Source organism: Pseudoalteromonas sp. Scap03, assembly GCF_013393115.1.
In the GTDB taxonomy this organism is placed as follows: Bacteria; Pseudomonadota; Gammaproteobacteria; order Enterobacterales; family Alteromonadaceae; genus Pseudoalteromonas.
The window spans coordinates 2,184,152-2,209,937 of record NZ_VDEU01000001.1 but is presented as its reverse complement, the minus strand read 5'-3'; the positions used below and the strand labels follow the sequence as shown (position 1 = coordinate 2,209,937).

The 25,786-nt window shown below is 40.9% G+C and carries 24 protein-coding genes; 6 read left to right on the top strand and 18 right to left on the bottom strand.

The genetic code is table 11. The annotated features are described in order from the left end of the window. Positions 1–28 precede the first annotated feature (28 nt). Together wecB and galU are read right to left on the bottom strand one after the other, a co-directional pair. A complete protein-coding gene (gene wecB, locus FHG08_RS10070) occupies positions 29–1,162 on the bottom strand; it encodes a non-hydrolyzing UDP-N-acetylglucosamine 2-epimerase (RefSeq protein WP_178955775.1) in 1,134 nt (377 codons plus the stop codon). 40 nt (positions 1,163–1,202) lie between these two features. After that, complete coding sequence (gene galU, locus FHG08_RS10065; RefSeq protein ID WP_178955773.1) at positions 1,203–2,099, bottom strand: UTP--glucose-1-phosphate uridylyltransferase GalU; 897 nt, start codon at positions 2,097–2,099, stop codon at positions 1,203–1,205. Between the two features lie 261 nt (positions 2,100–2,360). Between galU and FHG08_RS10060 the strand changes: the two genes are divergently transcribed. From FHG08_RS10060 to FHG08_RS10045, 4 genes are all read left to right on the top strand, one after another. Beyond that, positions 2,361–3,059, top strand: coding sequence for a transglutaminase-like cysteine peptidase (locus FHG08_RS10060; RefSeq protein ID WP_178955771.1), 699 nt, complete (start codon positions 2,361–2,363; stop codon positions 3,057–3,059). Next, positions 3,043–5,049, top strand: a complete 2,007-nt coding sequence (locus FHG08_RS10055) for an EAL domain-containing protein (RefSeq protein ID WP_178955770.1) — start codon at positions 3,043–3,045, stop codon at positions 5,047–5,049. The genes FHG08_RS10060 and FHG08_RS10055 overlap by 17 nt, the downstream gene beginning before the upstream one ends. Before the next feature lie 21 nt (positions 5,050–5,070). After that, positions 5,071–5,616, top strand: coding sequence for a hypothetical protein (locus FHG08_RS10050; RefSeq protein ID WP_178955769.1), 546 nt, complete (start codon positions 5,071–5,073; stop codon positions 5,614–5,616). Positions 5,617–5,680: 64 nt separating this feature from the next. Beyond that, the gene (locus FHG08_RS10045) at positions 5,681–6,997 is read left to right on the top strand and encodes an O-antigen ligase (protein WP_178955768.1); all 1,317 of its coding nucleotides are present in this window, start codon (positions 5,681–5,683) and stop codon (positions 6,995–6,997) included. 289 nt (positions 6,998–7,286) lie between these two features. Here FHG08_RS10045 and FHG08_RS10040 read toward each other — a convergent pair whose 3' ends face one another. The 14 genes from FHG08_RS10040 to yceD form a co-directional block, all read right to left on the bottom strand. Further along, complete coding sequence (locus FHG08_RS10040) at positions 7,287–9,146, bottom strand: alkaline phosphatase D family protein (RefSeq protein ID WP_178955767.1); 1,860 nt, start codon at positions 9,144–9,146, stop codon at positions 7,287–7,289. A 4-nt stretch (positions 9,147–9,150) separates the two neighbouring features. Continuing rightward, entirely contained in the window at positions 9,151–9,930 is a 780-nt protein-coding gene (locus FHG08_RS10035) for a TatD family hydrolase (RefSeq protein WP_178955765.1), read from the bottom strand. Between the two features lie 17 nt (positions 9,931–9,947). Further along, complete coding sequence (locus FHG08_RS10030; protein ID WP_010389644.1) at positions 9,948–10,274, bottom strand: PilZ domain-containing protein; 327 nt, start codon at positions 10,272–10,274, stop codon at positions 9,948–9,950. Positions 10,275–10,286: 12 nt separating this feature from the next. Continuing rightward, entirely contained in the window at positions 10,287–11,201 is a 915-nt protein-coding gene (locus FHG08_RS10025) for a DNA polymerase III subunit (RefSeq protein WP_178955763.1), read from the bottom strand. A gap of 1 nt (position 11,202) precedes the next feature. Further along, positions 11,203–11,829: a dTMP kinase gene (gene tmk / locus FHG08_RS10020; protein WP_010389641.1), complete on the bottom strand. Its 627-nt coding sequence runs from the start codon at positions 11,827–11,829 to the stop codon at positions 11,203–11,205. A gap of 5 nt (positions 11,830–11,834) precedes the next feature. Then, positions 11,835–12,821 carry an endolytic transglycosylase MltG gene (mltG, locus tag FHG08_RS10015; protein WP_178955761.1) on the bottom strand — a complete coding sequence of 329 codons (987 nt, stop codon included), beginning with the start codon at positions 12,819–12,821 and terminating at the stop codon, positions 11,835–11,837. Then, on the bottom strand, positions 12,821–13,618 hold the full coding sequence (pabC, locus tag FHG08_RS10010) for an aminodeoxychorismate lyase (RefSeq protein WP_178955759.1): 798 nt from the start codon (positions 13,616–13,618) through the stop codon (positions 12,821–12,823). The genes mltG and pabC overlap by 1 nt, the downstream gene beginning before the upstream one ends. Before the next feature lie 68 nt (positions 13,619–13,686). After that, positions 13,687–14,925, bottom strand: coding sequence for a beta-ketoacyl-ACP synthase II (gene fabF / locus FHG08_RS10005; protein ID WP_178955757.1), 1,239 nt, complete (start codon positions 14,923–14,925; stop codon positions 13,687–13,689). Positions 14,926–15,194: 269 nt separating this feature from the next. Continuing rightward, entirely contained in the window at positions 15,195–15,431 is a 237-nt protein-coding gene (gene acpP, locus FHG08_RS10000) for an acyl carrier protein (RefSeq protein WP_008109873.1), read from the bottom strand. 250 nt (positions 15,432–15,681) lie between these two features. Continuing rightward, positions 15,682–16,428: a 3-oxoacyl-ACP reductase FabG gene (gene fabG / locus FHG08_RS09995; RefSeq protein ID WP_010389634.1), complete on the bottom strand. Its 747-nt coding sequence runs from the start codon at positions 16,426–16,428 to the stop codon at positions 15,682–15,684. An 11-nt stretch (positions 16,429–16,439) separates the two neighbouring features. Next, positions 16,440–17,366 carry an ACP S-malonyltransferase gene (fabD, locus tag FHG08_RS09990; protein WP_178955755.1) on the bottom strand — a complete coding sequence of 309 codons (927 nt, stop codon included), beginning with the start codon at positions 17,364–17,366 and terminating at the stop codon, positions 16,440–16,442. 55 nt (positions 17,367–17,421) lie between these two features. Further along, positions 17,422–18,459 carry a phosphate acyltransferase PlsX gene (gene plsX / locus FHG08_RS09985; protein ID WP_008467405.1) on the bottom strand — a complete coding sequence of 346 codons (1,038 nt, stop codon included), beginning with the start codon at positions 18,457–18,459 and terminating at the stop codon, positions 17,422–17,424. Between the two features lie 12 nt (positions 18,460–18,471). After that, positions 18,472–18,642: a 50S ribosomal protein L32 gene (rpmF, locus tag FHG08_RS09980; RefSeq protein WP_008109865.1), complete on the bottom strand. Its 171-nt coding sequence runs from the start codon at positions 18,640–18,642 to the stop codon at positions 18,472–18,474. 9 nt (positions 18,643–18,651) lie between these two features. Continuing rightward, entirely contained in the window at positions 18,652–19,176 is a 525-nt protein-coding gene (gene yceD / locus FHG08_RS09975; protein WP_008109862.1) for a 23S rRNA accumulation protein YceD, read from the bottom strand. Between the two features lie 131 nt (positions 19,177–19,307). On the opposite strand from yceD, the gene FHG08_RS09970 reads away from it, so the two are divergent. Further along, positions 19,308–19,913 (top strand): nucleoside triphosphate pyrophosphatase, encoded by a 606-nt coding sequence (locus FHG08_RS09970; RefSeq protein WP_178955753.1) that lies wholly within the window; start codon positions 19,308–19,310, stop codon positions 19,911–19,913. 4 nt (positions 19,914–19,917) lie between these two features. Here FHG08_RS09970 and FHG08_RS09965 read toward each other — a convergent pair whose 3' ends face one another. Both FHG08_RS09965 and rluC read right to left on the bottom strand, forming a co-directional pair. Continuing rightward, complete coding sequence (locus tag FHG08_RS09965) at positions 19,918–20,577, bottom strand: HAD-IA family hydrolase (RefSeq protein WP_178955752.1); 660 nt, start codon at positions 20,575–20,577, stop codon at positions 19,918–19,920. Beyond that, positions 20,574–21,533 carry a 23S rRNA pseudouridine(955/2504/2580) synthase RluC gene (gene rluC, locus FHG08_RS09960; protein ID WP_054200702.1) on the bottom strand — a complete coding sequence of 320 codons (960 nt, stop codon included), beginning with the start codon at positions 21,531–21,533 and terminating at the stop codon, positions 20,574–20,576. Before rluC ends, FHG08_RS09965 begins: the two co-directional genes overlap by 4 nt. Before the next feature lie 775 nt (positions 21,534–22,308). Between rluC and rne the strand changes: the two genes are divergently transcribed. Next, on the top strand, positions 22,309–25,431 hold the full coding sequence (rne, locus tag FHG08_RS09955; protein ID WP_178955750.1) for a ribonuclease E: 3,123 nt from the start codon (positions 22,309–22,311) through the stop codon (positions 25,429–25,431). The last annotated feature ends 355 nt before the right edge of the window (positions 25,432–25,786 follow it).

The following is a 25,786-nucleotide window of genomic DNA, read 5'->3' as shown; positions in this document are numbered from 1 at the left end:
AATCCTTGAAAAAGTTTTAAACTTTATTTTAATCTTTAAAATGTTGCTTAATTTTAGCCACAATACGCTCACACGCTTTACCATCACCATAAGGGTTATGTGCACGGCTCATTGACTGATATTCTTGATCGTTAGTGAGTAAGTTATTAACTTCATTCACTATGCGAGCTTTATCTGTGCCTACTAGTTTAACTGTACCTGCTTCTACCGCTTCTGGGCGTTCTGTGGTGTCACGCATAACAAGTACAGGTTTGCCTAGGCTTGGCGCTTCTTCTTGAACACCACCTGAGTCGGTTACGATTATGTGAGCTTGATTCATTAAGTACACAAATGGTAGGTAGTCTTGCGGCTCGATTAAATGCACATTATCAACATTTTTTAATATGCGATTTACTGGTTCGCGTACATTAGGATTTAAATGCATTGGGTATAAAATTTGTGTATCTGGGTGTGCAGTTGCAATTTCGACCAGTGCCTCACAAATTCGCTCAAAACCGCCACCAAAGCTCTCACGGCGGTGCCCTGTAACTAAAATAAGCTTTTTAGTTTCATCGAGTTCTGGAAATTTAGCTTTTAGAGTTGAAATTAAAGCGCTGTCGGTTTTTACTTTATCAACCACTTGTAATAATGCGTCAATAACGGTGTTACCAGTAATTACGATATCGTCAGCACTTACCGCTTCATTGAGTAAGTTTTGCTGCGATGTTTGCGTTGGTGCAAAATGCAGCTTTGTAATAGCACCAGTAAGCTTGCGGTTACCCTCTTCAGGCCATGGCGAACTTAAATTACCTGTACGTAACCCTGCTTCTACATGCCCCACTGGAATTTGCTGATAAAAAGCCGCTAAACTTGCAGATAAAGTAGTGCTGGTATCGCCATGAACAAGCACTAAATCTGGTTTAAATTCTTCAAGAATAGGTTTTAGCCCTAACAAGATATTTGTTGTTACATCGTATAAACTTTGACCCGGCTTCATAATGTTCAAGTCGTACTCGGGTACAATCTCAAAAAGGTCTAAAACTTGGTCAAGCATTTCGCGATGCTGAGCAGTAACACACACTTTTGCGTCAATACCTTCTGCGGCATTGAGTGCTTTAACTAGCGGTGCCATTTTTATTGCTTCAGGTCTCGTACCAAAAATACTTAATACTTTAATAGCCATGATTTCCCTTTAATTTTTTACTAACCGGTTTTGTATAGCTTTATGCATTTGCCATTAATTGCTTAACACGTTTTGTAAATTCTTCACCCATTAGGTTTGATTGCATTGCATACTCTACATTTGCAAGCATATAACCTAGTTTTGAGCCACAGTCGTGCGACTTACCTTTTAAATGGTACGCTTCAATTGTTTCAAGGTGACGTAACTGCAGTAATGCATCTGTTAATTGAATTTCGCCGCCAGCACCTGGTGGCGTATATTCAAGCAAATCCCAAATAGCAGGTGATACAACATAACGTCCTGTTATGGCTAAATTACTTGGCGCTTCGTCATTATTTGGTTTTTCAACCATGTTGGTAATGGCTGCATTTTCGCCTGGGGCAATATTTTTACCCGCTAAATCAACTACACCATAGTTGTGCACTTCTTGATGTGGGACGGGCTCAACCATAATTTGGTTATGCTGGGTGCGCTCAAATCGGCCGATCATTTGCGTTAAGTTATCAACCTTTAGGCTCGACTTATATTGATCGATAATGACGTCAGGCAACAAAATAGCGAATGGGTTATTACCAATGATTGGGCGAGTTTCAAGTATTGCGTGGCCCAAGCCTAACGGCGCTGATTGACGAACCGAAATAATGCTGACATCTCGCGGAATTATTGAACGAATTTCTTCTAGCAAGCTACGTTTTACGCGGGCCTCTAGGGTCGCTTCTAGCTCAAAGCTAGTATCAAAGTGATTTTCTATTGCGTTTTTGGAGGCATGGGTAACCAGAACAACTTCTTTAATACCGGCTTTAACTGCTTCGTTTACAACATACTGGATGAGAGGTTTATCGACTAGCGGAAGCATTTCCTTTGGCATTGCTTTGGTCGCTGGCAGCATGCGCGTACCCAAACCTGCAACAGGCAAGACTGCTTTTAATACTTTCACTTCAATTCCTTTTATCGTTTTTTTATTTTCGTAGAAACTTATTGATGCCGTTGCTAAATTTAAGCATGTGTTTTAAGTGCTACTGTCCATATGGGCGGGTATTATACACACCAGATAAATTCGCTCAATACAAAAAGCAGCCTTTTAGATTGTTTTAAGTTAACAGATTGTTAACTTAAGGGTGGGTGCACTTTTTATAACCTATCATTTTAGTTTCAATGGGAATATAATTACCGCGTTAATTTTTTAGGGATGGGCTTTGTGCGGGTAGGAATTTGCATCATTATATTAGTGTCTTTTTTTGCTTGTGCACAAGACATGCTTTTACATTTGCGTAATAGCGATATAATTACCCGTGCCAAACAGTTTTATGGTGATGCTGGCCACCAAAGAATAAAAAACTGGCTGAGTTTTATAGATGACTCTGCCGACAAAAGCGAATGGCAAAAAATTCATTTAGTTAATGACTTTTTTAATAAGCATATAAAGTACAAAACCGATGACGAGCTTTGGCAAAAAAAAGATTATTGGGCCACGCCACTAGAAAGCTTGGGGGTGGGTATGGGTGACTGTGAAGATTATGTTATTGCAAAGTATTTTACTTTAATAGCCTTAGGAATCCCTGAAGATAAAATACGCTTTATGTATGTACGCCAGCGTACGGTTAATCAACCTCACATGGTACTTATATACTTTGAACAACCTAATCAAATACCGCTAGTGCTTGATAATTTCAATACAAAATTGGTACCTGCTAGTAACCGTGGCGATTTAAAACCTATATATAGTTTTAATGGCCAAGGTTTATGGTTAGCCAAGTCGAAAGGGTTAGGTAATAAAGTTAAAAATAGTCGTGGTGTTTCTGCTTGGAACACCATGCTTGAGCGAATTGAACAAGGTGAGCTTGCGCCTGCCAACGATAACAATAAAGGAACTAGTAGTTATGTCTCGACTCTTTAAATATGGATTGAGTTTAAAGACTCAAGTATATGGCTTGATAATTTTAATTTCGATAATTTCGTTTTGTGTACGCGTTATTACCGACGTTGATACAACCCGTAATTACTTACAAACGCAAATGGCTAGCCACGCGCAAGATACCGCTACCAGTTTAGGCCTTTCTATCTCTCCTTATTTAGAAGACGACAGCCTAATGATTGCCGAGACGATGGCAACCGCTATTTTTGACTCTGGTTATTATAGCCAAATTAAGTTTACTGATGTGCAAAACAACATCGTTTTTGAATTACAAAATCCTAAACGCGTTGAATCAGTTCCTAGCTGGTTTATAGGTGCTGTTGAACTAAGTGCACCAACTATGCATTCTGAAATTAACAATGGCTGGATGATGGCCGGCACCCTTGATGTAACCAGCCATACTGGGCAATCGTATTTAACCTTGTGGCAGCACACCTTGCGCAGCTTATATAGTTCGTTTTTACTATTAGCAGCGTCACTGGCAATTGCATTTTTAATATTACGTGCGGTATTTAAGCCACTACAAGCAGTAGAAAACCAAGCTATGCTAGTAACACGAAAGCGTTTTACCTTAAATAAAGAAATACCGGTTGCTCGAGAACTGCGCACTGTTACACAAGCCATTAATAACATGGTTTTAAACCTACAAAGTACGTTTGACTCACTAACAAAACAAACTCAAGCACTTACCGAAGAGGTATACATAGACTCGTTAACAGGGTTAGGTAACCGCAAGTCGTTTGAGAACCACTTTAATTCAGTTGTTAATAATATTACTGACGATACACCCATTACTGCAATGATGCTTACCCTGCCCTCGTTAAATAATATTAACCAAGTTGTAAGCTATCAAGATGGCGATCAGCATGTGCTTGATGCTGCAAAAATACTTAAACAGCTTGCTAATGAGTTACCAAATTCATCTTTATTTAGGCTCAACGGGGGAACGTTCGTTTTATTGGCCCCGTATGATGTTTTATTTTTAAGTAAAGCTCGCTTAGATGTGAGTGATAAGTTAAGTCAAAAAGAAAATAGCTCACACATTAATGGTTACGCTAATTTAGCCATAGTTGGGATTGATCAAGGCGCTGCCTTGGGTGAAGTGTTGTCGTTACTTGATACTAGTTGCACTATTGGCGAAGATGCTACATTAGACAATACCGATAAAGAGTCATTATTTAGTGTTAACCAATGGCGTACTTTAATTAAGTCGATTATTAATGCGGGTGAAGTGAGCTTTTCAGTGCAGCCCGTAAAGCAAGCTAATAAAACTGATTCTCAATGTTATTTTGAAGTATTTGCCCACTTTATTCATGAGGGTGAAAAAGTAAATAATGGCCACTTATTCGCCATGGCTGAAAAGTTAAATTTAACCGAAGAACTCGATAAAAAAATTATACGAAGCTTTGTAGATATAAAAGAACATTACCCTAATGATGTATTTGCACTTAATATTAGCAAGGCATCGTTGTACTCAACTGACTTTATACAATGGCTCACCCTTTATTCGCACACTAAACCCGTTATTAAAACAAATCTTGTATTCGAACTACATGAAATTGGTTTGCTCTATAATGTGCACGTAGCTTCGTTACACATAGATGCAATTAAAGAGCTGGGTATTAATGTATGTATTGAACACTTTGGTACTAGCTTAACGTCGTTCAGGTATTTACAAGGTCTTGATATTGAGTATGTAAAAATTGATGGTAGTTATATTCAAGATTTAGTAACTAACCCACAAAGCCAATTTTATATTCAAACAGTTAATAATATTTGTCATGGCTTTGGTATTAAAGTTTTAGCCTGTTTAATTGAAAAGACTGAAACGTTAGAGATACTCGAATCATTGGGATGTGACGGGGTACAAGGTAATTTAATACTGTCACCATCAAAAATTATTAAATCTAATGAAAATGGCGTAAATAAAGAGTTTACTTTTTGCGCCGATGCGCTAAAATTTTGCAATTAAAGCTCAACCTAGGGACGAGAAATGAAAAAATTACTTTTAGCTGGCTTAGTAGCTAGCGCAACAGCTCTTACTGCTCTTCCAACCCATGCACAAACGGATAACGATGCTGTGGTTCAAGAAGTGAGCATAAATAACATAATTGATATTCTTAATAACGTTACTGCAGATACTTCACCAGAGCAATTACGCGAAGATTTAGTAGAAGCTATTAAACGTATTTGTAAAAACAAAGAAAAAGTTGAATTAGAAGAGAAATTACTAAATGCTGCGTGTAGCGCTGCAGACATTGATGCGATGGTTGCAGCTGTTGTTGCCCAATTTGGTGCAGACAATCCGTTAATTTCTGACTTTTTAGCTGCACTTACGGCTGCAGGTTTAGACTCTGATGCAATTACACTTGCTGCAATTACTGCAGGTGTTGATGCAACCACCGCTTCTGAAGCGACCGCTGCAGGCCCTGGTGTAGGTCAACCTGCTCCGCCAGTAGGCAGTTTACCAACATTACCAACACCTCCAGGCTCTGGTGGTACAGGTGGTGATAACGGTATATCTGAAGTCGGTAACTAGTTTTTACCATAAGTATATTTAAACGCAGCCTATTGGCTGCGTTTTTACTTTGTTTGAGTTTATTTTGAATCGTTTTATATTTTTTTTAATTTGTTTGATCCTATTTTTACTTCCTCTTCCTTTAGGTAGTTACCGACCTTGGGCAATTTTAGCTATTGGCATTTTAACTAGCTTTACCTTTATTACCCATCTTACCCACAGTGTGTTAAATAACAACCAAGCGCTATTTCCGCCTCGCTATTCTTGGCCACTATTTTTTACTCTAAGTGCAGTTATTTTAGTTTGTGGTATACAGCTGTTTGGCGTGAGTGTTGATGCATTTCAAACCAAACAAATGTTATTAAAAACCTGTTTTTTAATTATGCTGAGCTGGTTAATATTTAACTACTGCAATAGTGCAGAGCGAATTAAAAAGTTAATTTATGCTGTTATTTGTGCCGGTGTATTTCAGGCGTTGTACGCTAGTTATTTAAACTTATCTCCCGATATTGTTAGTCCTTTATTTGGTTACAAACATACAGATCGTGCAATTGGTACTTTTACCTATTCTAACTTTTTAGCTAATTACTTAGCTTTATGTTTATGTTTAGGCATTGGTGTTTTAATCAGTGAACTAAAACGCTCTAACAGCGGTTATCAGCCCACTGTAAAACAAACACTACGCGCTTGGGCCGAAATATTATTGAGTTCTAAAATAATTTTACGCATTTCGTTAATTATTATTATTGTGGCGCTTATTTTAACTCGCAGCCGTATGGGTAACTCGGCCTTTTTTATCGCTTTAATAATAGTAAGCTTACTAGCGCTGTTTGTTTATAAGCAAAAGCCTAAAGCATTTAAATTGCTGATTGTGAGCTTTTTTATTATCGATTTAATTATTATTGGTGCTATTTTCGATGTAGAAAAAGTAAAACAACGTATTAGCGAAACCAGCTTGCAATCAGAAACACGAGATGAAGTTGTACGTGACTCAATTCCACTGATTTTAGATAACCCATTATTGGGCTCTGGTGGCGGTACTTTTTATACTGCGTTTCCTGCGTATCAATCTGAGCCCTACTCTGGCTACTACGACAACGCGCATAACGATTATGTACAATTTGCAGTTGAGCTAGGTATTCCTGCCACAGCGTTATTAGGACTGCTAGTGCTTTATTGTTTGTGGTTATGTATTAATACTATGCGAACGCGTAAGACGGCGCTTTATCAGGGGGGGGCGTTTGGTTGTGCTACGGCCATAGTAGCCATGATGCTACATTCGTCGGTTGATTACTCCTTACAAGCCGGCGCAAACTCAATGCTGTTTATAGTGGTGTTATGTTTAGCGATATTAACCAATAAGTTACCGGCACCAAAGCGGATTAAAAAACGACGAAGTTAACGGGCTGCGGGGGTCAGGTTACGGGCCTAATACCCTCATACTTTAAACATGCGCGAGGTAAACTCCCGCCTACGAATAAGGGTAACATAGCTGTTTATTGTAGGCGGGGCTTTATGCCGCGCAAAGAAATTATTAACAAAGAGAGTTAAGAGACGCTGCGCTTTTGGATATTTACCCCGTAACTCGTCGCTCATCGCCCGTCGCCCGTCGCTAACGACATTATAAAATGACGCGACATGAAGCCGCTGCTACAAGTTGGCAATAATATCGACCTAATTCTTGTATTAAATCACTGCTCTTCTAAATCAAATTCGGTGGTGTGGCCGTCGCCGTGGATTAGCTGATACCTGGCTAAATTACCCGCTTCAAGCGTAACCAAACTAATGGCAGAATCGCTTACTAAGTACTTTTGCCCTTTGCCTTTAGTTTGGTGTTTGTCTACTTCCATATGCCAGCGTTTGGTAAAAAAGTTAAGTGGGCTTTTGGGACCGTATAAAATAGAGTCGAGCTTGTCGAGTATATTTATTAGCTTGCGCGGAAACTCATTTTTAATGCCACTGGCTGTCAGTTGCCAAATTCTGTTGGGATGATCGCCAAAACGCTTTTGCACTGAAAAACAAAACGAATAGTGTACATCGCCCGATAAAATCAGCGTTTCGTTTGGGGTGTCGGTGCGCCTAAAGGTGTTGAGTAACTTTTTGGCTGAGCCTTCGTGGGCCATCCAGTTTTCTACATCAACCATCAGTGGTTGCCCACACATATTAAACACCGCTTGAATTGCCTCTATCGATTTAACCCCAAACACGGGAGCAGGCGATACAATAATGACTTGGTCATGGCTTAATAGGCTTTCTTCAAGCTCTGTGAGACGTTCCCAATCAAGTAAACCTGAAGGTTCGTTAAAGTTTTGCTCATTACGCCAACGATGCGTACGAGTATCGAGCACCACCACTTTAGGAATGGTCATTAGCTCGTAATGCCAATGGTTAAAATCGTTAAGGTGCTTATCAAACGCTTTAAATTGCCATTGCATATCGCCGGCTAAACAGTCGTTAAAAGGGCCAAGTAACGATCCGGTTTTTTGCAGTGCGTCGTTGCCCATTCCTTGAAACAGCCAATAGCTCGCTAAGCCATTATTTACAATACGCTTGCTGCTGCGGTTTTGATTAATGGCTTGCTCCCACCCTGCGGTGAGGTTCCAATCGTCGGTTACATCATGGTCATCAAACATCATTAAGGTAGATACATTGGCAAACAATCGATCTACCTCTGCTAAACCTTGTGCATAGTCGATTAATGCGGTTTTTTCTGCATTAAATAGCGCTTGATTTTTTCCGTTACCACCTGAGTAACTTAAGTTATTTAGGTCAATGTATTGCCATGCTTGGCTACTAAAATTGAGTAAATACAGTGCTACGAACTCTTCAAAATGAATCAGATGATTATACGCTTTTACACTAGAAAAATGCGGTTCGTCCTTTTTTAACCAATAGCCAATACCTAGTTTTGAGCGGTTTTTCCATGAGGTAGTTGGCAACAAGTAATGGCGACCATACAACTGTTCTGCAATGTCAGCGGGTAAATCTAAATCAAGTGGCTGCTCTTTATAAATACCCAAGTGCTTAATTAGCTGATGTATCGCTAATAACATGGGGCCAGCTACATCGTCAGCATAAATTTGATCGCCCGAAAGCAATAATAACTGTGCCCCCTGCTGTTCATTACTTCGCTGAACGGCTTGCCAATGGCTTGAACTTACTAGGCTGTCTTTTGCAGGATGATGCGCATTGCGGCACGAGCCATGTAATATTTGCGTTAGTTTTTTGGGGATCACAAATTCAGGTAATGGCTGATTGTTAAAGCTAAATGCTGATAAATCAACAGGGGTGTCATCAAAAAATAGTTGGTATGATAATAATGTATCGCGCGGGAACTGACTGTTTATAGGTTTAATTACCACAAACTGTAAGAATAAATATTCACCTAGCCTTATGGTGTCTTGTTCGCTATAGCACTCGAAGCCAATTAGCTCTACACGGCAATTTACTGGCTTTGAAGTAGCAAACTGAATACAAACTGAAGCTTTTTCTGCTCGGCGCACCATGGGCCCCATAATTATCAGCGGGTGTTGCACCGAGAGAATCGTCATGAGGTTAGCCTTTAGCTGCTAATTTAAATAAAGAGTAAAAGTTATCAGTAGTGGCTTTTGCCAACTCGTTAAAGCTAATGCCTTTGAGTTCACTAATGTAATAAGCCACGTCTTCAACATACGCTGGCTGATTAGTTTTACCACGATATGGTACTGGCGCTAAGTAAGGCGAGTCGGTTTCAATAAGCAGTCGATCGAGAGGAATTTGCTTTACTACCTCTTTAAGCTCTACCGCATTTTTAAAGGTCACAATGCCTGAAATAGAGATATAAAAGCCCATATCAATGGCTTTTTTGGCCATATCCCAATCTTCGGTGAAACAGTGAAGTACCCCACCGCAATTTTCTGCTTTGTGCTCACGCATTAAATTAATGGTATCGGCACGGGCATCACGGGTATGAATAATAAGTGGCTTTTGTAATTCATTAGCTACCTCAATATGGCCAACAAAACTCGCTTGTTGCACTGCATGAGTGTCTTTTGCATAGTAATAATCAAGCCCAGTTTCACCTATGGCTACTACTTTGTCGTGTGAGGCTAAGTCAATTAATTGCTGTTTGTTGAGTGCGTCTTTTTGATCGAGTGGATGCACGCCACATGACGCAGACACGTCATCGTAATGCTTAATTTGCTCTAGCATATCGGGAAACTGATCAAGTGTGACGCTGACACATAAAAAATGTTCTACTTTTTTAGCGCGGGCGTTATCAAGTACTTGGTCTAGGTTTAAATCGAGTTTATCAAAATCAAGACGGTCTAAATGGCAATGAGAATCTACAATCAAAATAAGGCCTGTTTTTACTACATGGTATAAGTTGGATTGCCGGAGTTTAACATAGTCCCCAGCAGTTTTTCGATCTTCGCGTTTAGATTGGTTTTGTCATCTAAAAAGCTAATACCGATCCCCGGTGGATTTGAGCTCTGAGCGCCTTGTGGAGTGACCCACGTAACCTTTCCGGTTACCACGTCATCTTCTAGCGCGTCAGGCAAGGTAACGCGTAAGGCAAGTGAATACCCAGGTTCATAACGCATATTGGTGCGTACAAATAACCCACCTTTTTTTAAAAAAGGCATGTAACAGCGATATAGTTCATCAAGGTCGTCTATATCTACTAATAGCTCTTGCATATCTAGTCCTTTTTATTGGTTACGTAATGTATACGCTAGTCGTGATACCGCAAGCGGTAAATTTAACCCAAGTATTTGTATGTTATTCTGTAAAAAATCATTCAGTGCTTGCTGAGCAACTTGATAAGAGTCAAAACTCATGCCATTTAAAAGCTGTTGTTTGAGCTGCTCACTTAAAAATAAAGTAAAAATACGAACAAGCTCGGGCTGTTTATTTATTATATCGACTAACGCATTGAAATTATGGCTTTGTTTAAACTCAGTTGCAAATTTATAAAGCGTATCAATATTTTCTAGCTGATTTTGCTGTTGCCACTGCTTTACTTGCAATGGTTGGCTATAAAATAACGACAACCAGGTATAGTTAGGCACATCCAAACTACTTAACCATTGTTGTGCTAATTGGTTATTAGTTACTTTAACCTCGGTTTTAGCACAACGGCTTAAAATAGTCGCTGGTAACTGCGCCACTTGGCTGGTTGTCAGGATTAAAAACCGACTATTACTTGGCTCTTCAAGGGTTTTTAATAACGCATTAGCGGCTGCGGTGGTCATTTTTTCGCAGTTTTGAATAATCGCTACTTTATTGCCATTTTGCGCAGCTGACTGGTGCATAAAATCGCTTATGCCGCGAATATCATCAACACCTATGCTTTGCCCTTCTACTCGGGTAATGCGTTTGTCTGGGTGTGTACCCGCTAAGTTTAATGAACAACTTTTACATTGCCCACAAGGTCTTAGTACGCTAGTGGGGCTACTTAACTGTACTTGCGTATTTTGGCATAGCAAACTGTTTGCGAGTTGCTCACTTAGTTCAAATTTGCCAACCCCAATGGGCCCACAAAACAGTTGCGCATGATGAAAACGTTGCGCTTTATAGCTTTGAGTTAAGCGTTGCTCTACCTCATTAAGCCACGGCAATGCCATATTATTTTAACCCTGAAAAAAACGTGCGTAGTACATTGGTAATATCACGGTGAACTTTATCAATACTTTGGTTGGCATCAACTGTTTTTATGCTGTCGTCATCATTTGCAAGCTCAATGTAACGCATACGGGTGCGCTGAAAAAACTCAATGGCTTCTTGCTCAATTCTATCTAGCTCACCACGGCCTTTTGCACGTTCAAGGCCAATAACAGGGTCTATATCTAAGTAAATAGTTAAATCGGGTTTTAAACCTTTTAACACCATAGACGATAACGACGCTAACGTGTTTGCACTAATTCCTCGCCCACCGCCTTGATACGCCTGTGACGATAAATCGTGACGATCAGCCAATACCCACTGGCCTTGTTCAAGCGCTGGGTTGATCACATTATGCATTAGTTGTGAACGCGCGGCATACATAATTAGCAGCTCAGTTTCAAAAGCTATTTCTTCTTGGTGTTCTGCTTTTACTAAAGTACGTAACGATTCAGCCAGTGGTGTTCCACCGGGTTCGCGCACATTGATAAAATCAACATGGTGATGATTTAAAAAGTCTTGGCACAGGGCAATGGCGGTAGATTTACCCGCGCCCTCTAGGCCTTCTATAACTATAAATTTTGGTTTCATAAACACTAATTCTTTTTATTTAAAATATACTGGTTAACCGCCGCATTATGTTGTTTTAATGTGGTTGAAAACTGATGGCTACCATCGCCTTTGGCTACAAAGTAAACATACTCGCTTTTGGGCGGGTTTACCGCCGCTAAAATGGCTTCTTTGGAGGGCATGGCAATCGGTGTGGGCGGTAATCCGTTAATACGATAGGTATTATACGGGGTGTAATTTCTTAAGTCTTTACGTTTAATATCGCCGTCAAAATCTTCGCCTAGTCCATATATTACGGTAGGATCGGTCTGTAAGCGCATATTGGTATTTAAGCGGTTAATAAACGCCGAAGCAATTAACGGGCGTTCGCTGGCAAGCGCGGTTTCTTTTTCGATAATAGAAGCCATTATCAGGGCCTCATAGGCGGTATTGTAAGGTAAATCACTTGCCCGTTGCTGCCATGCATCTGCCAGTGTTTGCTGCATTTTTTGCGCTGCACGCTTTAATAAACTACTCGCGCTGTCGTTACTATGATAATGATAGGTATCGGGAAACAACCATCCTTCAAGGTGAGTTTGCTTGCCGATTATTTGCTCGCCAAGCTGTTCGAGTTTTAAATCGTTTTGTAAATGTGGAGCAATTTTTACCGTATTTAATACATCTCTAAGTGCTTGACCTTCAATAATGGTAAAGCTAAAACTAATTTGCTCACCTTGGTTTATTTTTTTTATGTTGTTTATTACGCTATCTACGCTCAACTCATACAAACCCGCTTTTAAATCGGTCAAGGTTGGGTCGAGTTTAGCTAATATTTGAAACCGCCAGCAATCTTCAAGCCACTGCTGCTGTTGCCACTGACGACATAACTTATTAAAACCGGTGCCTTTTTCAACTTTAAATTGGGTGTTAGTGGCTACCTTTAATGGCGTTTGAATGGTTGCTTGTAATTGCTGGTAGCCAATCACAGAGCTAAAAAAAGCCAGTAGTAATACTGATAATATAACTTTTAACACTAAGCCTCCTTGGCTAGTAACTCGTTTAGTAATGATTGGCTGTGCACAATATCAAAACAGTGCTCGCCTATACTTTTTACGGGCACAATTTTCATTAAGCTGTTACATAAAAATACGGCGTCTGCTTGGGTAAGGTCATCAACGCTGACAGTTTTAAATTCAACGGTTAATTTATCACATAAAGATTGCAGAAAAACACCTTTAATACCGCATTCATCGAGCCTTGGGCTAAATACTTTATTATTTTTTATTGCAAAAATATTAGCCGCTGAAGTTTCAATTACATTGTTGTTGTAATCAAGGACTAACGCATCATCGCTGTGCTGAGTTTGTAGGGCATTTTTGATCAGTACTTGTTCAAGCCTATTTAAAGTTTTAAGTCCAGCTAAATGAGGTTGAACGGCCAGCTTAATCGGGCTAATAGCTAAACTAATGCCTGCATCTGTTAAACTGTTATAATGATCTGGATAAGGTAAAACACTCACAATAATATTTAAATTACATTCGCTTGGTGGCGCATAGCCTCGCCCGCCCTCGCCGCGTGTTACCACAATTTTAACAACCGCTTGCGCCTGTGATGCTACTTGCTGAGTAATGTGCGACTCTAGTGCATTAAATTCAAGTGCAGGAAAGCCCAAACGCTGCGCACATTCAATTAAACGTGCTTTATGATAAGCCCAATGCTCAACTTGTCCATCAGTAACCATTGCAGTGGTAAAAAAGCCATCGCCATAATTTAAGCCCCTATCACGGGTGCTTATATTACTGGTTTCACTTGCTGTTATTATTGTTTGCATATTTTTTTACACATAAAAAAACCCAGTTAAACAACTGGGTTCTTATTGTCGTTCGTTGTTAAAAAAGATTATACCTTTTTAAACAGTAACGAGCCATTAGTACCACCAAACCCAAATGAGTTACACAAAGCGTAATCAAGTTTAGCATCACGTGCTGTATGCGGTACGTAATCTAAATCACAGCCTTCATCTGGGTTATCTAAGTTAATCGTTGGCGTCACTTTTTGCTCGGTCAACGATAAAATAGATACTATCGACTCAACAGAGCCCGCCGCTCCAAGTAAGTGACCCATCATAGATTTAGATGAACTTACCATTACATCTTTAGCTGAATCACCAAAAATAGTTTTAACCGCTGACGTTTCTGCTTTGTCGCCCGCATGAGTAGACGTACCATGTGCATTGATGTAGCCAACTTGCTCTGCATTTACTTGCGCATCATTTAATGCGTTTTCCATAGCCAGAGCTGCACCTGCGCCATCTTCTGGTGGTGAGGTCATGTGGTACGCATCACCACTCATACCAAAACCAACAAGTTCTGCATAAATTTTAGCGCCACGTGCCTTCGCGTGTTCGTATTCTTCAACAACCACCACACCGGCACCATCAGAAAGTACAAAACCATCACGGTCTTTATCCCACGGGCGAGACGCTGCTTGTGGATCGTCATTACGCGTTGAAAGCGCACGTGCGGCGTTAAAGCCACCCATTCCAATTGGTGTACAGGCTTTTTCTGCGCCACCGGCAACCATTGCATCGGCATCGCCGTAGGCAATCATACGAGCGGCATGGCCAATGTTGTGCAGGCCTGTAGTACATGCCGTTACAATTGAAATATTAGGACCACGTAAGCCGTGCATTATAGATAAATGACCCGAGATCATATTAATAATGGTAGACGGTACATAAAACGGCGATAACTTACGTGGGCCGCTGTTTAATAATTTTATGTGGTTTTCTTCAATGAGAGTTAAGCCACCAATGCCTGAACCCACCGCTACACCTATGCGTGTTGCGTTTTGTTCAGTGACTTCGAGGCCAGAATCTTGAAAAGCTTGAACACCCGCTGCAATGCCATACTGGATAAATAAATCCATTTTTTTAGCATCTTTTGGTGACATATAAGCCGATGCATCAAAACCATTGATTAAACCAGCGAAGTGAGTACCAAATTTTGATGTATCAAAGTGGGTAATATTTTGAATACCACTTTTAGCATCTAATAAGCCTTGCCAGGTTGATTGAACATCATTGCCTAGCGGCGTCAACATTCCTAAGCCAGTTACGACGACACGACGTTTAGCCACGGTTTGCCTCCAATAAGGAATTATTATTATACCAATTAACTTAGCTCAGTTTATTTCAGCGTTAACGCTGTTGCTAGTTATGTTATTAGTATGGGGGATGATCATACCCAAGCTACCTCAAAGTGCGAGTCTCAAACCAATAACCAACGCTGAGCAATAACAATTTAATTGCTGATGATGAGTGAGGGTTTGGAATTGAATCATGTACTTTGAGGTGGTTTGGATATAAAGATTAAAGGCAGCGAATGCTGCCCTTAATTTGCGATTAATTACTCAGCGTGAGCTGTAACGTAATCGATTGCAGATTGTACTGTAGTGATCTTTTCAGCTTCTTCATCTGGGATCTCAGTGTCGAACTCTTCTTCAAGAGCCATTACTAATTCAACAGTATCAAGAGAGTCTGCACCTAGGTCATCAACGAATGAAGCTTCGTTTTTAACTTCTTCTTCTTTAACACCTAGCTGTTCGATGATAATTTTCTTTACGCGTTCTTGGATATCGCTCATTCTTCTTTCCTTTATTAAAAACGCCAATGCGTTATTTTCAGATTGCGGCGTAGTTTACGTCCGATAATTCTCTGATTCAATCTTTTGACCATAAATAATTTGCTGGTCAAACCTCTTGAGTGTTTATTTTATCTTTTATCGCTTATTTTCACAGCGATTTCAAGTATGTTTAAAGCAAGTTTGCGAAAAATTCAATATTTTTTAGCAAACCCGCATGCAATTTATAGTTTATTTAATTCGCATTGCGAACTTAAACCATGTACATCGCACCATTTACATGCAAAGTTTCACCTGATACATACGCAGCGGCGTCAGATGCTAAATAACATACTGCAGCTGCAATCTCATCTGGCTGACCTAAACGACCCGCAGGTACGTTTGCAAGCGTTGCTGCTTTTTGCTCATCTGTCAAATCATCGGTCATGTCTGTTTGAATAAAACCAGGTGCAACCACATTTACAGTAATACCACGAGAGGCTACCTCACGCGCTAGTGACTTAGAAAAGCCGATAACACCCGCTTTAGCGGCCGCATAGTTAGCTTGACCCGCATTACCCATAGTACCCACTACAGAGCCGATATTGATGATACGGCCGTTCTTTTTCTTCATCATTGGGCGAAGTACAGCCTTAGATAAACGGAAGATAGAGCTTAAGTTGGTATCGATAATATCGTCCCACTCATTTTCTTTCATGCGCATTAATAAATTATCGCGCGTAATACCGGCATTATTTACTAATACATCAATATCACCTAAATCGGCTTTAATTGCCGCTAATGTCGCCTCAATCGATGCAGGATCCGTTACGTTTAACGCATAGCCCTTACCGTTATCACCTAAGTAGTCACTAATTTTAGCCGCACCCGACTCACTTGTTGCTGTGCCCGCTACTTTTGCACCTTGTGCTACTAATGTGTTTGCAATGGCCTTACCAATACCACGGCTAGCGCCAGTGATCAGGACAACTTTGCCCTCTAAAGAAAATAAATTACTCATTTTATATACTCTTATTTAGCTGAATCGATTGATGCAAGGTCGTTAACTGAACCACACACCATCGCTTTATCAATACGTTTTGCAAGCCCGGTTAGTACTTTACCAGGACCAAATTCATAACTTTGCGTTACACCTTGTGCAACCAGTGCTTGTACCGTTTCGGTCCAACGTACTGGGCTATATAGCTGACGCACTAATGCCTCTTTAATTGCATCTGCTGAACCTTCAGCTTTTACATCAACATTATTAATTACATCACACTTAGGTGTATTAAATGTTAAAGCGGCTAAATCGGCGGCTAATTTTTCTGCGGCTGGTTTCATTAGTTCACAATGCGACGGTACGCTTACCGATAATGGCAGTGCACGTTTTGCTCCGGCTTCTTTACAAGCAACAGAGGCTCTATCAACTGCATCTTTATGACCGGCAATAACCACTTGCCCTGGCGAGTTATAGTTTACTGGAGAAACCACTTCACCTTGTGCCGCTGCTGCACAAGCGGCTTTAATTTCATCGTCGCCTAAACCAATAATTGCGGCCATAGAACCTACACCAGCAGGTACGGCCTCTTGCATGTATAAACCGCGGTTTTCAACCAATTTTACGGCTTCGCTTAAACTGATCACATCGCTACATACTAAAGCTGAGTACTCACCCAGGCTGTGACCTGCCATAACGACGTCTGCATCTGGATTTGCAGCTAACCAATGACGATAAATAGCAACGCTTGCAGTTAATAGTGCAGGCTGAGTACGGTGTGTTTGATTTAGTTTTTCTTCTGGACCGTTAAGTACAAGGTCTGCTAGGTCGTAACCAAGTGCGCTTGAAGCTTCTGCAAATGTAGCTTTTACTATGTCAGAACTCGCTAGTAGCTCTTGTAACATACCCACAGTTTGCGAGCCTTGACCTGGAAAAAGAAGTGCAATTTTTTGTGCCATAATTTGCTCTTATAATTAAACAAAATAAATAATGTGTAACACGGCACGTTAACTGTTATTCAACCGCCGTGTCTTTAGAATGTGTTTTTTCGAAAATAGCAGCTATTTTATCTGGAAGTTGACGTTCTACTTCTTTCACTGCTTCGTCGATTGCGGCATGAAATGCTTTAGCTGAGGCATTTCCATGGCTTTTAACAACAATACCGCGCAATCCTACCAGAGAAGCGCCGTTATACTGGTCGGGGTTCACTCTTTTATAGAGTTTTTTTATGATTGGCGCCAACATAAACGCCATACACTTGTAAACGACGTGCTTTTCGAGGGCACGGGTAAACTTTTTCATGATAAGTTTAGCAATGCCTTCACAGGTTTTAAGTGCAACATTACCAACAAAGCCTTCACAGACAATAACATCGGCTTTGCCAGAAAAAATATCGCTGCCTTCACTGTAACCAATATAATTAATCAGCTCGCTTTGTTGCATTAATTGTGCGGCTTGCTTAATTTCTTCATGGCCTTTTATATCTTCAGCACCAATATTTAATAAACTCACTTTAGGGTTATCGCAGCCAAGTGCTTGGCCTGCAACCACAGAGCCCATAATGCCGAACTGATACAGCATTTGCGCATCACAATGCACATTAGCGCCTAAGTCGAGTAAGTAAACGGGATTTTTACGTTCAGTAGGTACAGCAGAGATAAGTGCGGGACGTTTCACCCCTGGAAGCATTTTTAATACGTAATGCGCCATAAAAAATAGCGCTCCTGTATTGCCAGAGCTAACACAGGCTTGCGCTTCACCCGATTTAACTAAATCAAGGGCAACTCGCATGGAAGAATCTTTTTTTGAGCGAACAGCAACAGCGGGTTCGCAGGCATTGGTAACAACATCGTTACAATGGCGAATAATTAATCTGGGATGAGAAAGTGAATCGAGTGATTCTAGTTGTTTAGCTATTACTTGCTCGTTGCCACATAAAATGAGTTTTAAGTTGGCATTAGCATTTACCGCACGAACGGCTGCGGGGATAGATGAACGGGGGCCATAATCGCCCCCCATCATATCTAACGCTATGGTTAGATTAGTCAGCATATAAGCAATCTCTTAGTTAGAAATTACTTGAACGCCTTTGTAGTAACCATCTGCAGTCACATGGTGACGACGATGAGTCTCACCAGATGTTTGGTCTACAGTTAAAGTTGGACCACTGATCGCATCGTGTGAACGGCGCATGCCGCGTCTTGCACGAGACTTTTTGCTTTTTTGTACAGCCATAGTCTTCTCCTAAGAATCTTTCTTAAGTTGTTTCAAAATATCAAATGGATTTGGTTTATCATCTTCCGCCTTTAAAACACCAAAGCTGGCAGGCTCTGCTGTATAACTGCATGAAGCTTCGTTGTGGGTAGGCACTAATGGCACTGCTAAAATAAGTTCGTCTTCGATTAACTCAAATACGTCTATTTCACCATTTTCATCAAGTGCTACTTCGTCGTAGCTTTCTGGAAGATCATCTGACTCTGCATCCAAACCGACTGGCGAATACACAAAGTCTTGATCCAAATCCAACCCTAAATCACCATTACAACGTTGACAAGTGACAGTTACGTGTGTGGACAAATTGCCACTAATCACAACTAAACCTTGCTCATCGTTTTTGCAATGAATTTTTACCGCTATTTCACCTACTTCTTCCTGGATAACCCCTCGTAAACGAGGAAGTTTCTCAAGCGGTACAACGCCGTCATACTTTAAACGATGCTGAGCTGCTTTGCCCGGATGAAGGGTGATGGGAATTTTCACCTTTTGCATAGGGGCTGCATCATATAGATAGTTAGTAAGTTAGTCAAAGTAAAAAACCAATTTTACGTTGTTTTTCACGTGTTTTACTCACGGATCTGATTTATCCTAACTCAATCTGATTTACGCTAGGAAAACATGCCATGAAGCACTCCCTTATATTAGCCTCAAGCTCGCCATTTAGGCAGTCTTTATTACAAAAATTTAATCTGCCGTTTGAAACGTTTTCGCCCGATGTTGACGAAACGCCGCATAAAAACGAAACACCAACCATGCTTGTTAAGCGCCTCAGCGAATTAAAAGCCGCTGCAGCCGTCGATCATTTTGACCAAGGCCTCGCAATTGGCTCCGATCAGGTTGCTGTATTTGATGGTCAAATATTAGGTAAGCCGCACAATAAAGAAAACGCAATAAAGCAATTGAGCTTATTTAGCGGGCAAACAGTCACTTTTTTAACGGGCTTGTGTGTGTTCGATATTCATACTAAGCAATGCAAAACCATTGTTGAGCCATTCAATGTAACCTTTAAAACGTTAACAACGGCGCAAATAAGTGCTTATTGCGATGCAGAGCAACCTTATAACTGTGCAGGAAGTTTTAAAAGTGAAGGCTTGGGTATTTGTTTATTTGAAAGACTCAGTGGTGATGATCCAAACAGCTTAATTGGTTTACCACTGATTAAACTCAGCCAATTATTGGCTGAGTTTGGTGTTGATGTATTAGCAGCGCAAATGCCTAGCGCAAATTAACTGATTAACCGAGTAATATATTTTGCAACTGCTGATAGTTGTCAACGGTTGCAATCGGGGTTAATTCGTTTAATTGCGCAGCGTTGTGCACGCCCATGGTTACCCCTATTCTATCCATGCCAGCGGCTTTTGCCATTGCCATATCTATTTGGGTGTCGCCTATCATTAGCGCTTCATCAACACTTACCCCTAGCTCTTCAAGCAATTGATAAAGCATATCGGGAGCAGGCTTTGATTTAGCGTCGTCACTGGTTCGCGTAGCACTAAAAAAGTGACTCAGTTCACTTTCACCTAATAAACGATCTAACCCTACTCGGCTTTTTCCTGTAGCCACGGCCAAAATTACACCTTGGCTTTTTAACGCAGTAAGTACCTGTGCAACATGATCAAACACCGGTGTTGGGGTGGTATCAAGTGCATATTGCTGTTTATATCCTGCAATAAGCGCTTCGTGATGCTCTCGGTGGTCAGGAAACAAGGTTGCGATTGCGTTTTCAAGCGATAAACCAATAATATTTTTACTGGCGGTATCACTTGGCGGCTCAATATTAAGCGATTGGGCACTTTTGCGAATGCAATTAACGATTTTGCTAATTGAATCCATAATGGTGCCATCCCAATCAAAAATCACCAGTTTATATTTTTTAATCGGCGTTACATTCACGCTTTTGCTGCTCTAAGTTTAACTAAACAGCTTGATAGTGCTTTATCAAGCGGTGCTTCTACTCGCATAGTGGTTTCGTTTTTCGGATGATAGAAGCTTAAATCATGGGCGTGTAAAAATAAGCGGTTTAAACCACGTTTACGCATTGACTCGTCAAATCCTTGGTCGCCGTATTTGTCATCACAGGCAATGGCATGACCTTGGCACTGAGTGTGCACACGAATTTGGTGAGTACGACCAGTTACAGGGGATGCTTGTACTAATGAACAATCGTTATAACGCTCAAGCACTTTAAAACGGGTATGCGACGGTTTGCCTTCCGTGTTATCAACACGTACTACGCGCTCACCCGATTTAAGGGTATTTTTACGCAAACCTTCCGTTACATTTTTCGTTTTCGAGTCCCATTGGCCTTCTACCAATGCCCAGTAATTTTTTTCCATGGTTTTTTCGCGTAATTGCTCATGCAAAGCGGTCAGCACTGAGCGACGCTTAGCAATAAGTAAACAACCTGAGGTATCGCGGTCTAACCGATGCACAAGCTCAAGGCTACGCTCTTCTGGGCGTAAAACGCGTAATGCTTCAATAAGCCCGTAGCTTAAGCCACTACCGCCATGAACAGCCATGCCTGAGGGCTTATTAATAACAATCAGGTATTTATCTTCAAATAATATATCGTCTTCGAGGCGCGTTACTTTATCGAGTTTTGACGGTACAAACTCTTCACGCTCTGACACTCTAATTGGCGGTATACGAATAACGTCGTCTAGCTGCAATTTATAAACAGGCTTAATACGTTTTTTATTTACACGCACCTCACCCTTACGAAGAATTTTGTAAACTGCGCTTTTAGGCACCCCTTTTAAATGGGTAATAAGAAAGTTATCAATACGCTGACCTAAGTGGTCTTCGTTGATAGTGACAAAAGTTACTTGTAAGCCGGTTTTTTCTGACATTGCCTAATCACTGATTTAAGTAAAATAATTTAGTTGCTAACACGGTTATAATAGTGGGATAATCAGCAGCGCAAATATTTAGTATTTGCAAATAACAACGGTGCTTTTTAACACAACAAAACATTCGTGATGCACATTCTGGGTAACCGATCATACAGATCCGAGTTAAGTTTTCCAAAGCTTTTATACATACCCAGTTAACACGTGCGCACAACTAACGGCAATGCGCGTAATATATTGCAGGTTAAGTTTGAACATGAATTGATTTTTAATGTGATAGTAAAAGCAATGAACAGATAATTTGTCTGATAGTGACGGCGTAAAAACACGCCGTTCAGAATTCGCTCAAATATTGTAGTAGTAACGTACAGCAGCTTATTTAGAACTAAAAAAATCTAATAAATAAGCGTTCATTAACATCGGTAGCGATTTTTGCTCATAAAATAGATAACGGTAGTTTTAAAAACGAAACTATGGTTTGAACCTAAAGAGCCCTACGCACCTAATATGAATGCATTTAATAAGATTGATATGACAGGCCAACTTCTGGATAAAACGTGTATTGAGCTAAATAGCCGACACATTTGAATCCTTTTAGAATTTAATAGCGTGATAACACCCTATTGTTTGCCGGCATTTAAAATACTGCGTACCAAAATACAGAGCCGTTCCGTTAAAGACCCAGTCGTGAGGCTGCACATTCTAAAAATAGGAACACCTGAACAGGCGAGAAAAACATCGTCATGTCAGCGACATAAACTAGTAGAGTAACATTATGAAACGTATGCTAATCAATGCAACGCAGCAAGAAGAAATGCGCGTAGCACTGGTTGACGGCCAGCGCCTATATGATTTAGATATAGAAAGCCCAGGTCACGAACAGAAAAAAGCCAATATTTATAAAGGCAAAATCACACGCATTGAACCATCTTTAGAAGCAGCATTTGTTGACTACGGTGCTGATCGTCATGGTTTCCTTCCATTAAAAGAAATTGCTCGTACTTACTTCCCGCAAGGTTACACCTTCCATGGTCGTCCGAATATTCGCGACGTGATCAAAGAAGGTCAAGAAGTAATCGTACAAGTTGATAAAGAAGAGCGCGGCCAAAAAGGTGCAGCATTAACTACCTTTATCAGTGTTGCCGGCAGCTACTTAGTGCTTATGCCTAACAACCCTCGTGCTGGCGGTATTTCTCGCCGTATCGAAGGTGATGAGCGTACTGAACTTAAAGAGTCGCTAAGCCGTTTAGAACTACCTAAAGGTATGGGCTTAATTGTACGTACTGCGGGTGTTGGTAAATCGTTTGAAGAACTAAACTACGATTTAAAAGCATTATTAGTCCACTGGGAAGCCATTCAACAAGCGGCAGACAGTGCTAAAGCGCCATTCTTAATTCACCAAGAAAGTAACGTTATTTTCCGCGCTATTCGCGATTATTTACGTCGTGACATTGGCGAAATTTTAATTGATAAACCACGTGTTTTTGAAGAAGCTAAAGCGCACATTGAGCGTTTTCGTCCTGACTTTATGAGCCGCGTTAAGCTTTATCAAGGTGACACACCATTATTTACGCATTACCAAATTGAAAGCCAAATTGAGTCTGCGTTCCAACGTGAAGTGCGTTTACCGTCAGGCGGTTCAATTGTTATTGACCCTACTGAAGCACTTACCTCTATTGATATCAACTCGTCTAAAGCAACAAAAGGCGGTGATATTGAAGAAACAGCACTTAACACCAACCTAGAAGCAGCGGATGAAATTGCACGTCAACTTCGTTTACGTGACTTGGGTGGTTTAATTGTTATCGACTTTATTGATATGACACCTCCACGTCATCAACGTGAAGTAGAAAACCGCTTAAAAGATGCTGCTCGCCCAGATCGTGCTCGTGTACAAATTGGCAAAATTTCGCGCTTTGGTTTACTTGAAATGTCGCGTCAGCGCTTACGCCCTTCACTAGGTGAAGCAAGCCAAGGTGTTTGTCCACGTTGTAGTGGTCAAGGTACTATTCGTTCAAACGAGTCAATTGCACTATCAATTTTACGCTTGATTGAAGAAGAAGCGATTAAAGACAACACTGCACAAGTAAACGCACAAGTGCCTGTTGCCGTTGCCGCTTATTTATTAAATGAGCAGCGTCGTAGCGTTCACCGCATTGAAAAGCATCATAAATGTGATGTAGTGATTATTCCTAATCAACACATGGAAACACCACATTACGAAGTTATGCGTTTACGTAAAGACGAAACACTTGAAACAGTAAGTTATGAGCAAGTTGTTGCGCCTGAGCCTGAAGCATTTGAAATGTCTAAATCGCCTGCAGCACCTGTACGTGAAGAGCCGAAGCTTAAAGGTGTCGTTATGCCTTCTAGCCCTGCTCCACAAGCAGCAGCAAAAGCAGCGCCGGTAGTAGAAGCAAAAGCTGAAATTGGCTTATTTACTGCACTTGGTAAATGGATTAAGTCGTTATTTGCAAGCGAAAGTGAACAAACAACACAAGAGTCTACAGATAAAAAATCTCAAGAGCGTACCAATAACAACCGTGGTAATGATAATCGTCGTCGTAACAACCAACGTCGTCGCAATAATAACCCACGTAATAAACCACGCAACGAACGTAATACAGAGTCTGAAACTAAAAATGACTCAGCACCTGTAAGCGATACGCAAGAAAAGAATGAAAACCGCAATAAGCGCCGTCGTAATTCAAATACGCGTAAACGTCCTGAGCATAAAACAGAAGATAAAACGCAAGTAAAAGCAGAGGCAACTCAAAAAGCGGATACTGCGCCTAAATCTGATAAGAATGCTGAGCCAAAAGAGCAAAAGCCTAAGGTACGTCGTCAACGTCGTAATTTACGCAAAAAAGTTCGCGTACAAGACGAAAGTGCTGAGCAAGTTCAAACAATAGAACAAGCTGTTGAGCAACCTGTGGGGAAAGAAGAAAAGCCACAAGTGAAAGAGCAAGCACCTGTTGTTGAAAAGCAAACGCCTGTTGTTGAAAAAGCACCTGCACCTGCTAAAGAACAAGCAGAAGCTGTTGTTGATTCAAACGATAACGCAGTAACACAAGATGAAGAACAAGAGCAAACACGCACTCGTTCACGTCGTTCACCACGTCATCTTCGTGCATCAGGTCAGCGTCGTCGTCGCCCTGAAGGTGAAAACGCGCAAGAAAAGTCTTCTGATGAAGCGCCTGCGTTTGTACCCGTTGCTGATCAAGCTGCAGCTGAATATGAAGCAGAGCTAAAAGCAAAGGCACACAAAACGGCTGTTGATGCCTCTGATGCAGTCGAGCAAAATATTGTTGAAGAAGAATTAGCGAAAACTGAAGAACCAGTAAAAGCGGAAGAGCCGGTGAAAGCTGAAGAACCAGTGAAAGCTGAAGAACCAGTGAAAGCTGAAGAGCCAGTTAAAACTGAAGAGCCAGTTAAAACTGAAGAACCAGTGAAAGCTGAAGAACCAGTGAAAGCTGAAGAGCCAGTTAAAACTGAAGAACCAGTGAAAACTGAAGAGCCAGTGAAAACTGAAGAACCAGTGAAATCTGAAGAGCCAGTACAAACTGAAGAAGTCGCTGTTGAAGCAGAAACTGCACCGGTTAGTGCTACTGAAACACCTGTAGAAGCTAAAGAAGCGCCTGTAGTTGAAAGTCAGCCTGTGACAGTGTCGCAAGCGAGCTCTACTAATGTTAACGCTAAAACAGTGATTACAGCTGGACATGCAAGTGCGCCAATGGCACAGCCAACACCTGTAGCTGATAGCGAAATCAAGCATACATCAGTTGCAATGGCACATGACAAACGTGAGTTAATCCCTGACAGTGGCCTTCGCCCTGGCTCGGTAAAACCTGCAGGTCGTGCTAGCTCAGCAATGACTAAAACACTTAATGCTGAATAAGCACTAAGTTTAGCTCAAAGCATAAAAAAACCGCGTTAATTGATTTTAACGCGGTTTTTTATTGCCTGATATTTATGTAACTGGCAACGGGGTTCGGGCTGCGAGGAGCGGGTTAAGGTTAAAACATTTGAAGCTTCGCTTCACACGTGAGCAAGCTCTACGTCTACCAGTTATCTGCTAATACCTGTTTTATCTTCTCATTTAATCCTCATTCTCTTCTCTCCGTGCAATTAGATCTTAAGAAAATTATGCACAAAGAGAGCTAAGAGACGCTGCGCTTTTAGAGGGTAAAGTTACAATCGAAGGTTAACGGGCTGTGGGGATCGGGTTACGAGCCAGGGCCCGAAACCCATAG

Excerpts from the sequence above, each read along its gene's own strand:
- rne (WP_178955750.1), top strand. The coding sequence starts at position 22,309 with ATGAAACGTATGCTAATCAATGCAACGCAGCAAGAAGAAATGCGCGTA.
- wecB (WP_178955775.1), bottom strand. The coding sequence starts at position 1,162 with ATGGCTATTAAAGTATTAAGTATTTTTGGTACGAGACCTGAAGCAATA.
- rluC (WP_054200702.1), bottom strand. The coding sequence starts at position 21,533 with ATGTCAGAAAAAACCGGCTTACAAGTAACTTTTGTCACTATCAACGAA.
- FHG08_RS10025 (WP_178955763.1), bottom strand. The coding sequence starts at position 11,201 with ATGGCATTGCCGTGGCTTAATGAGGTAGAGCAACGCTTAACTCAAAGC.
- FHG08_RS10030 (WP_010389644.1), bottom strand. The coding sequence starts at position 10,274 with ATGCAAGAGCTATTAGTAGATATAGACGACCTTGATGAACTATATCGC.
- FHG08_RS10055 (WP_178955770.1), top strand. The coding sequence starts at position 3,043 with ATGTCTCGACTCTTTAAATATGGATTGAGTTTAAAGACTCAAGTATAT.
- plsX (WP_008467405.1), bottom strand. The coding sequence starts at position 18,459 with ATGCTGACTAATCTAACCATAGCGTTAGATATGATGGGGGGCGATTAT.
- FHG08_RS10050 (WP_178955769.1), top strand. The coding sequence starts at position 5,071 with ATGAAAAAATTACTTTTAGCTGGCTTAGTAGCTAGCGCAACAGCTCTT.
- yceD (WP_008109862.1), bottom strand. The coding sequence starts at position 19,176 with ATGCAAAAGGTGAAAATTCCCATCACCCTTCATCCGGGCAAAGCAGCT.
- FHG08_RS10040 (WP_178955767.1), bottom strand. The coding sequence starts at position 9,146 with ATGACGATTCTCTCGGTGCAACACCCGCTGATAATTATGGGGCCCATG.
- rpmF (WP_008109865.1), bottom strand. The coding sequence starts at position 18,642 with ATGGCTGTACAAAAAAGCAAAAAGTCTCGTGCAAGACGCGGCATGCGC.
- fabG (WP_010389634.1), bottom strand. The coding sequence starts at position 16,428 with ATGAGTAATTTATTTTCTTTAGAGGGCAAAGTTGTCCTGATCACTGGC.
- tmk (WP_010389641.1), bottom strand. The coding sequence starts at position 11,829 with ATGAAACCAAAATTTATAGTTATAGAAGGCCTAGAGGGCGCGGGTAAA.
- pabC (WP_178955759.1), bottom strand. The coding sequence starts at position 13,618 with ATGCAAACAATAATAACAGCAAGTGAAACCAGTAATATAAGCACCCGT.
- fabD (WP_178955755.1), bottom strand. The coding sequence starts at position 17,366 with ATGGCACAAAAAATTGCACTTCTTTTTCCAGGTCAAGGCTCGCAAACT.
- FHG08_RS09970 (WP_178955753.1), top strand. The coding sequence starts at position 19,308 with ATGAAGCACTCCCTTATATTAGCCTCAAGCTCGCCATTTAGGCAGTCT.
- acpP (WP_008109873.1), bottom strand. The coding sequence starts at position 15,431 with ATGAGCGATATCCAAGAACGCGTAAAGAAAATTATCATCGAACAGCTA.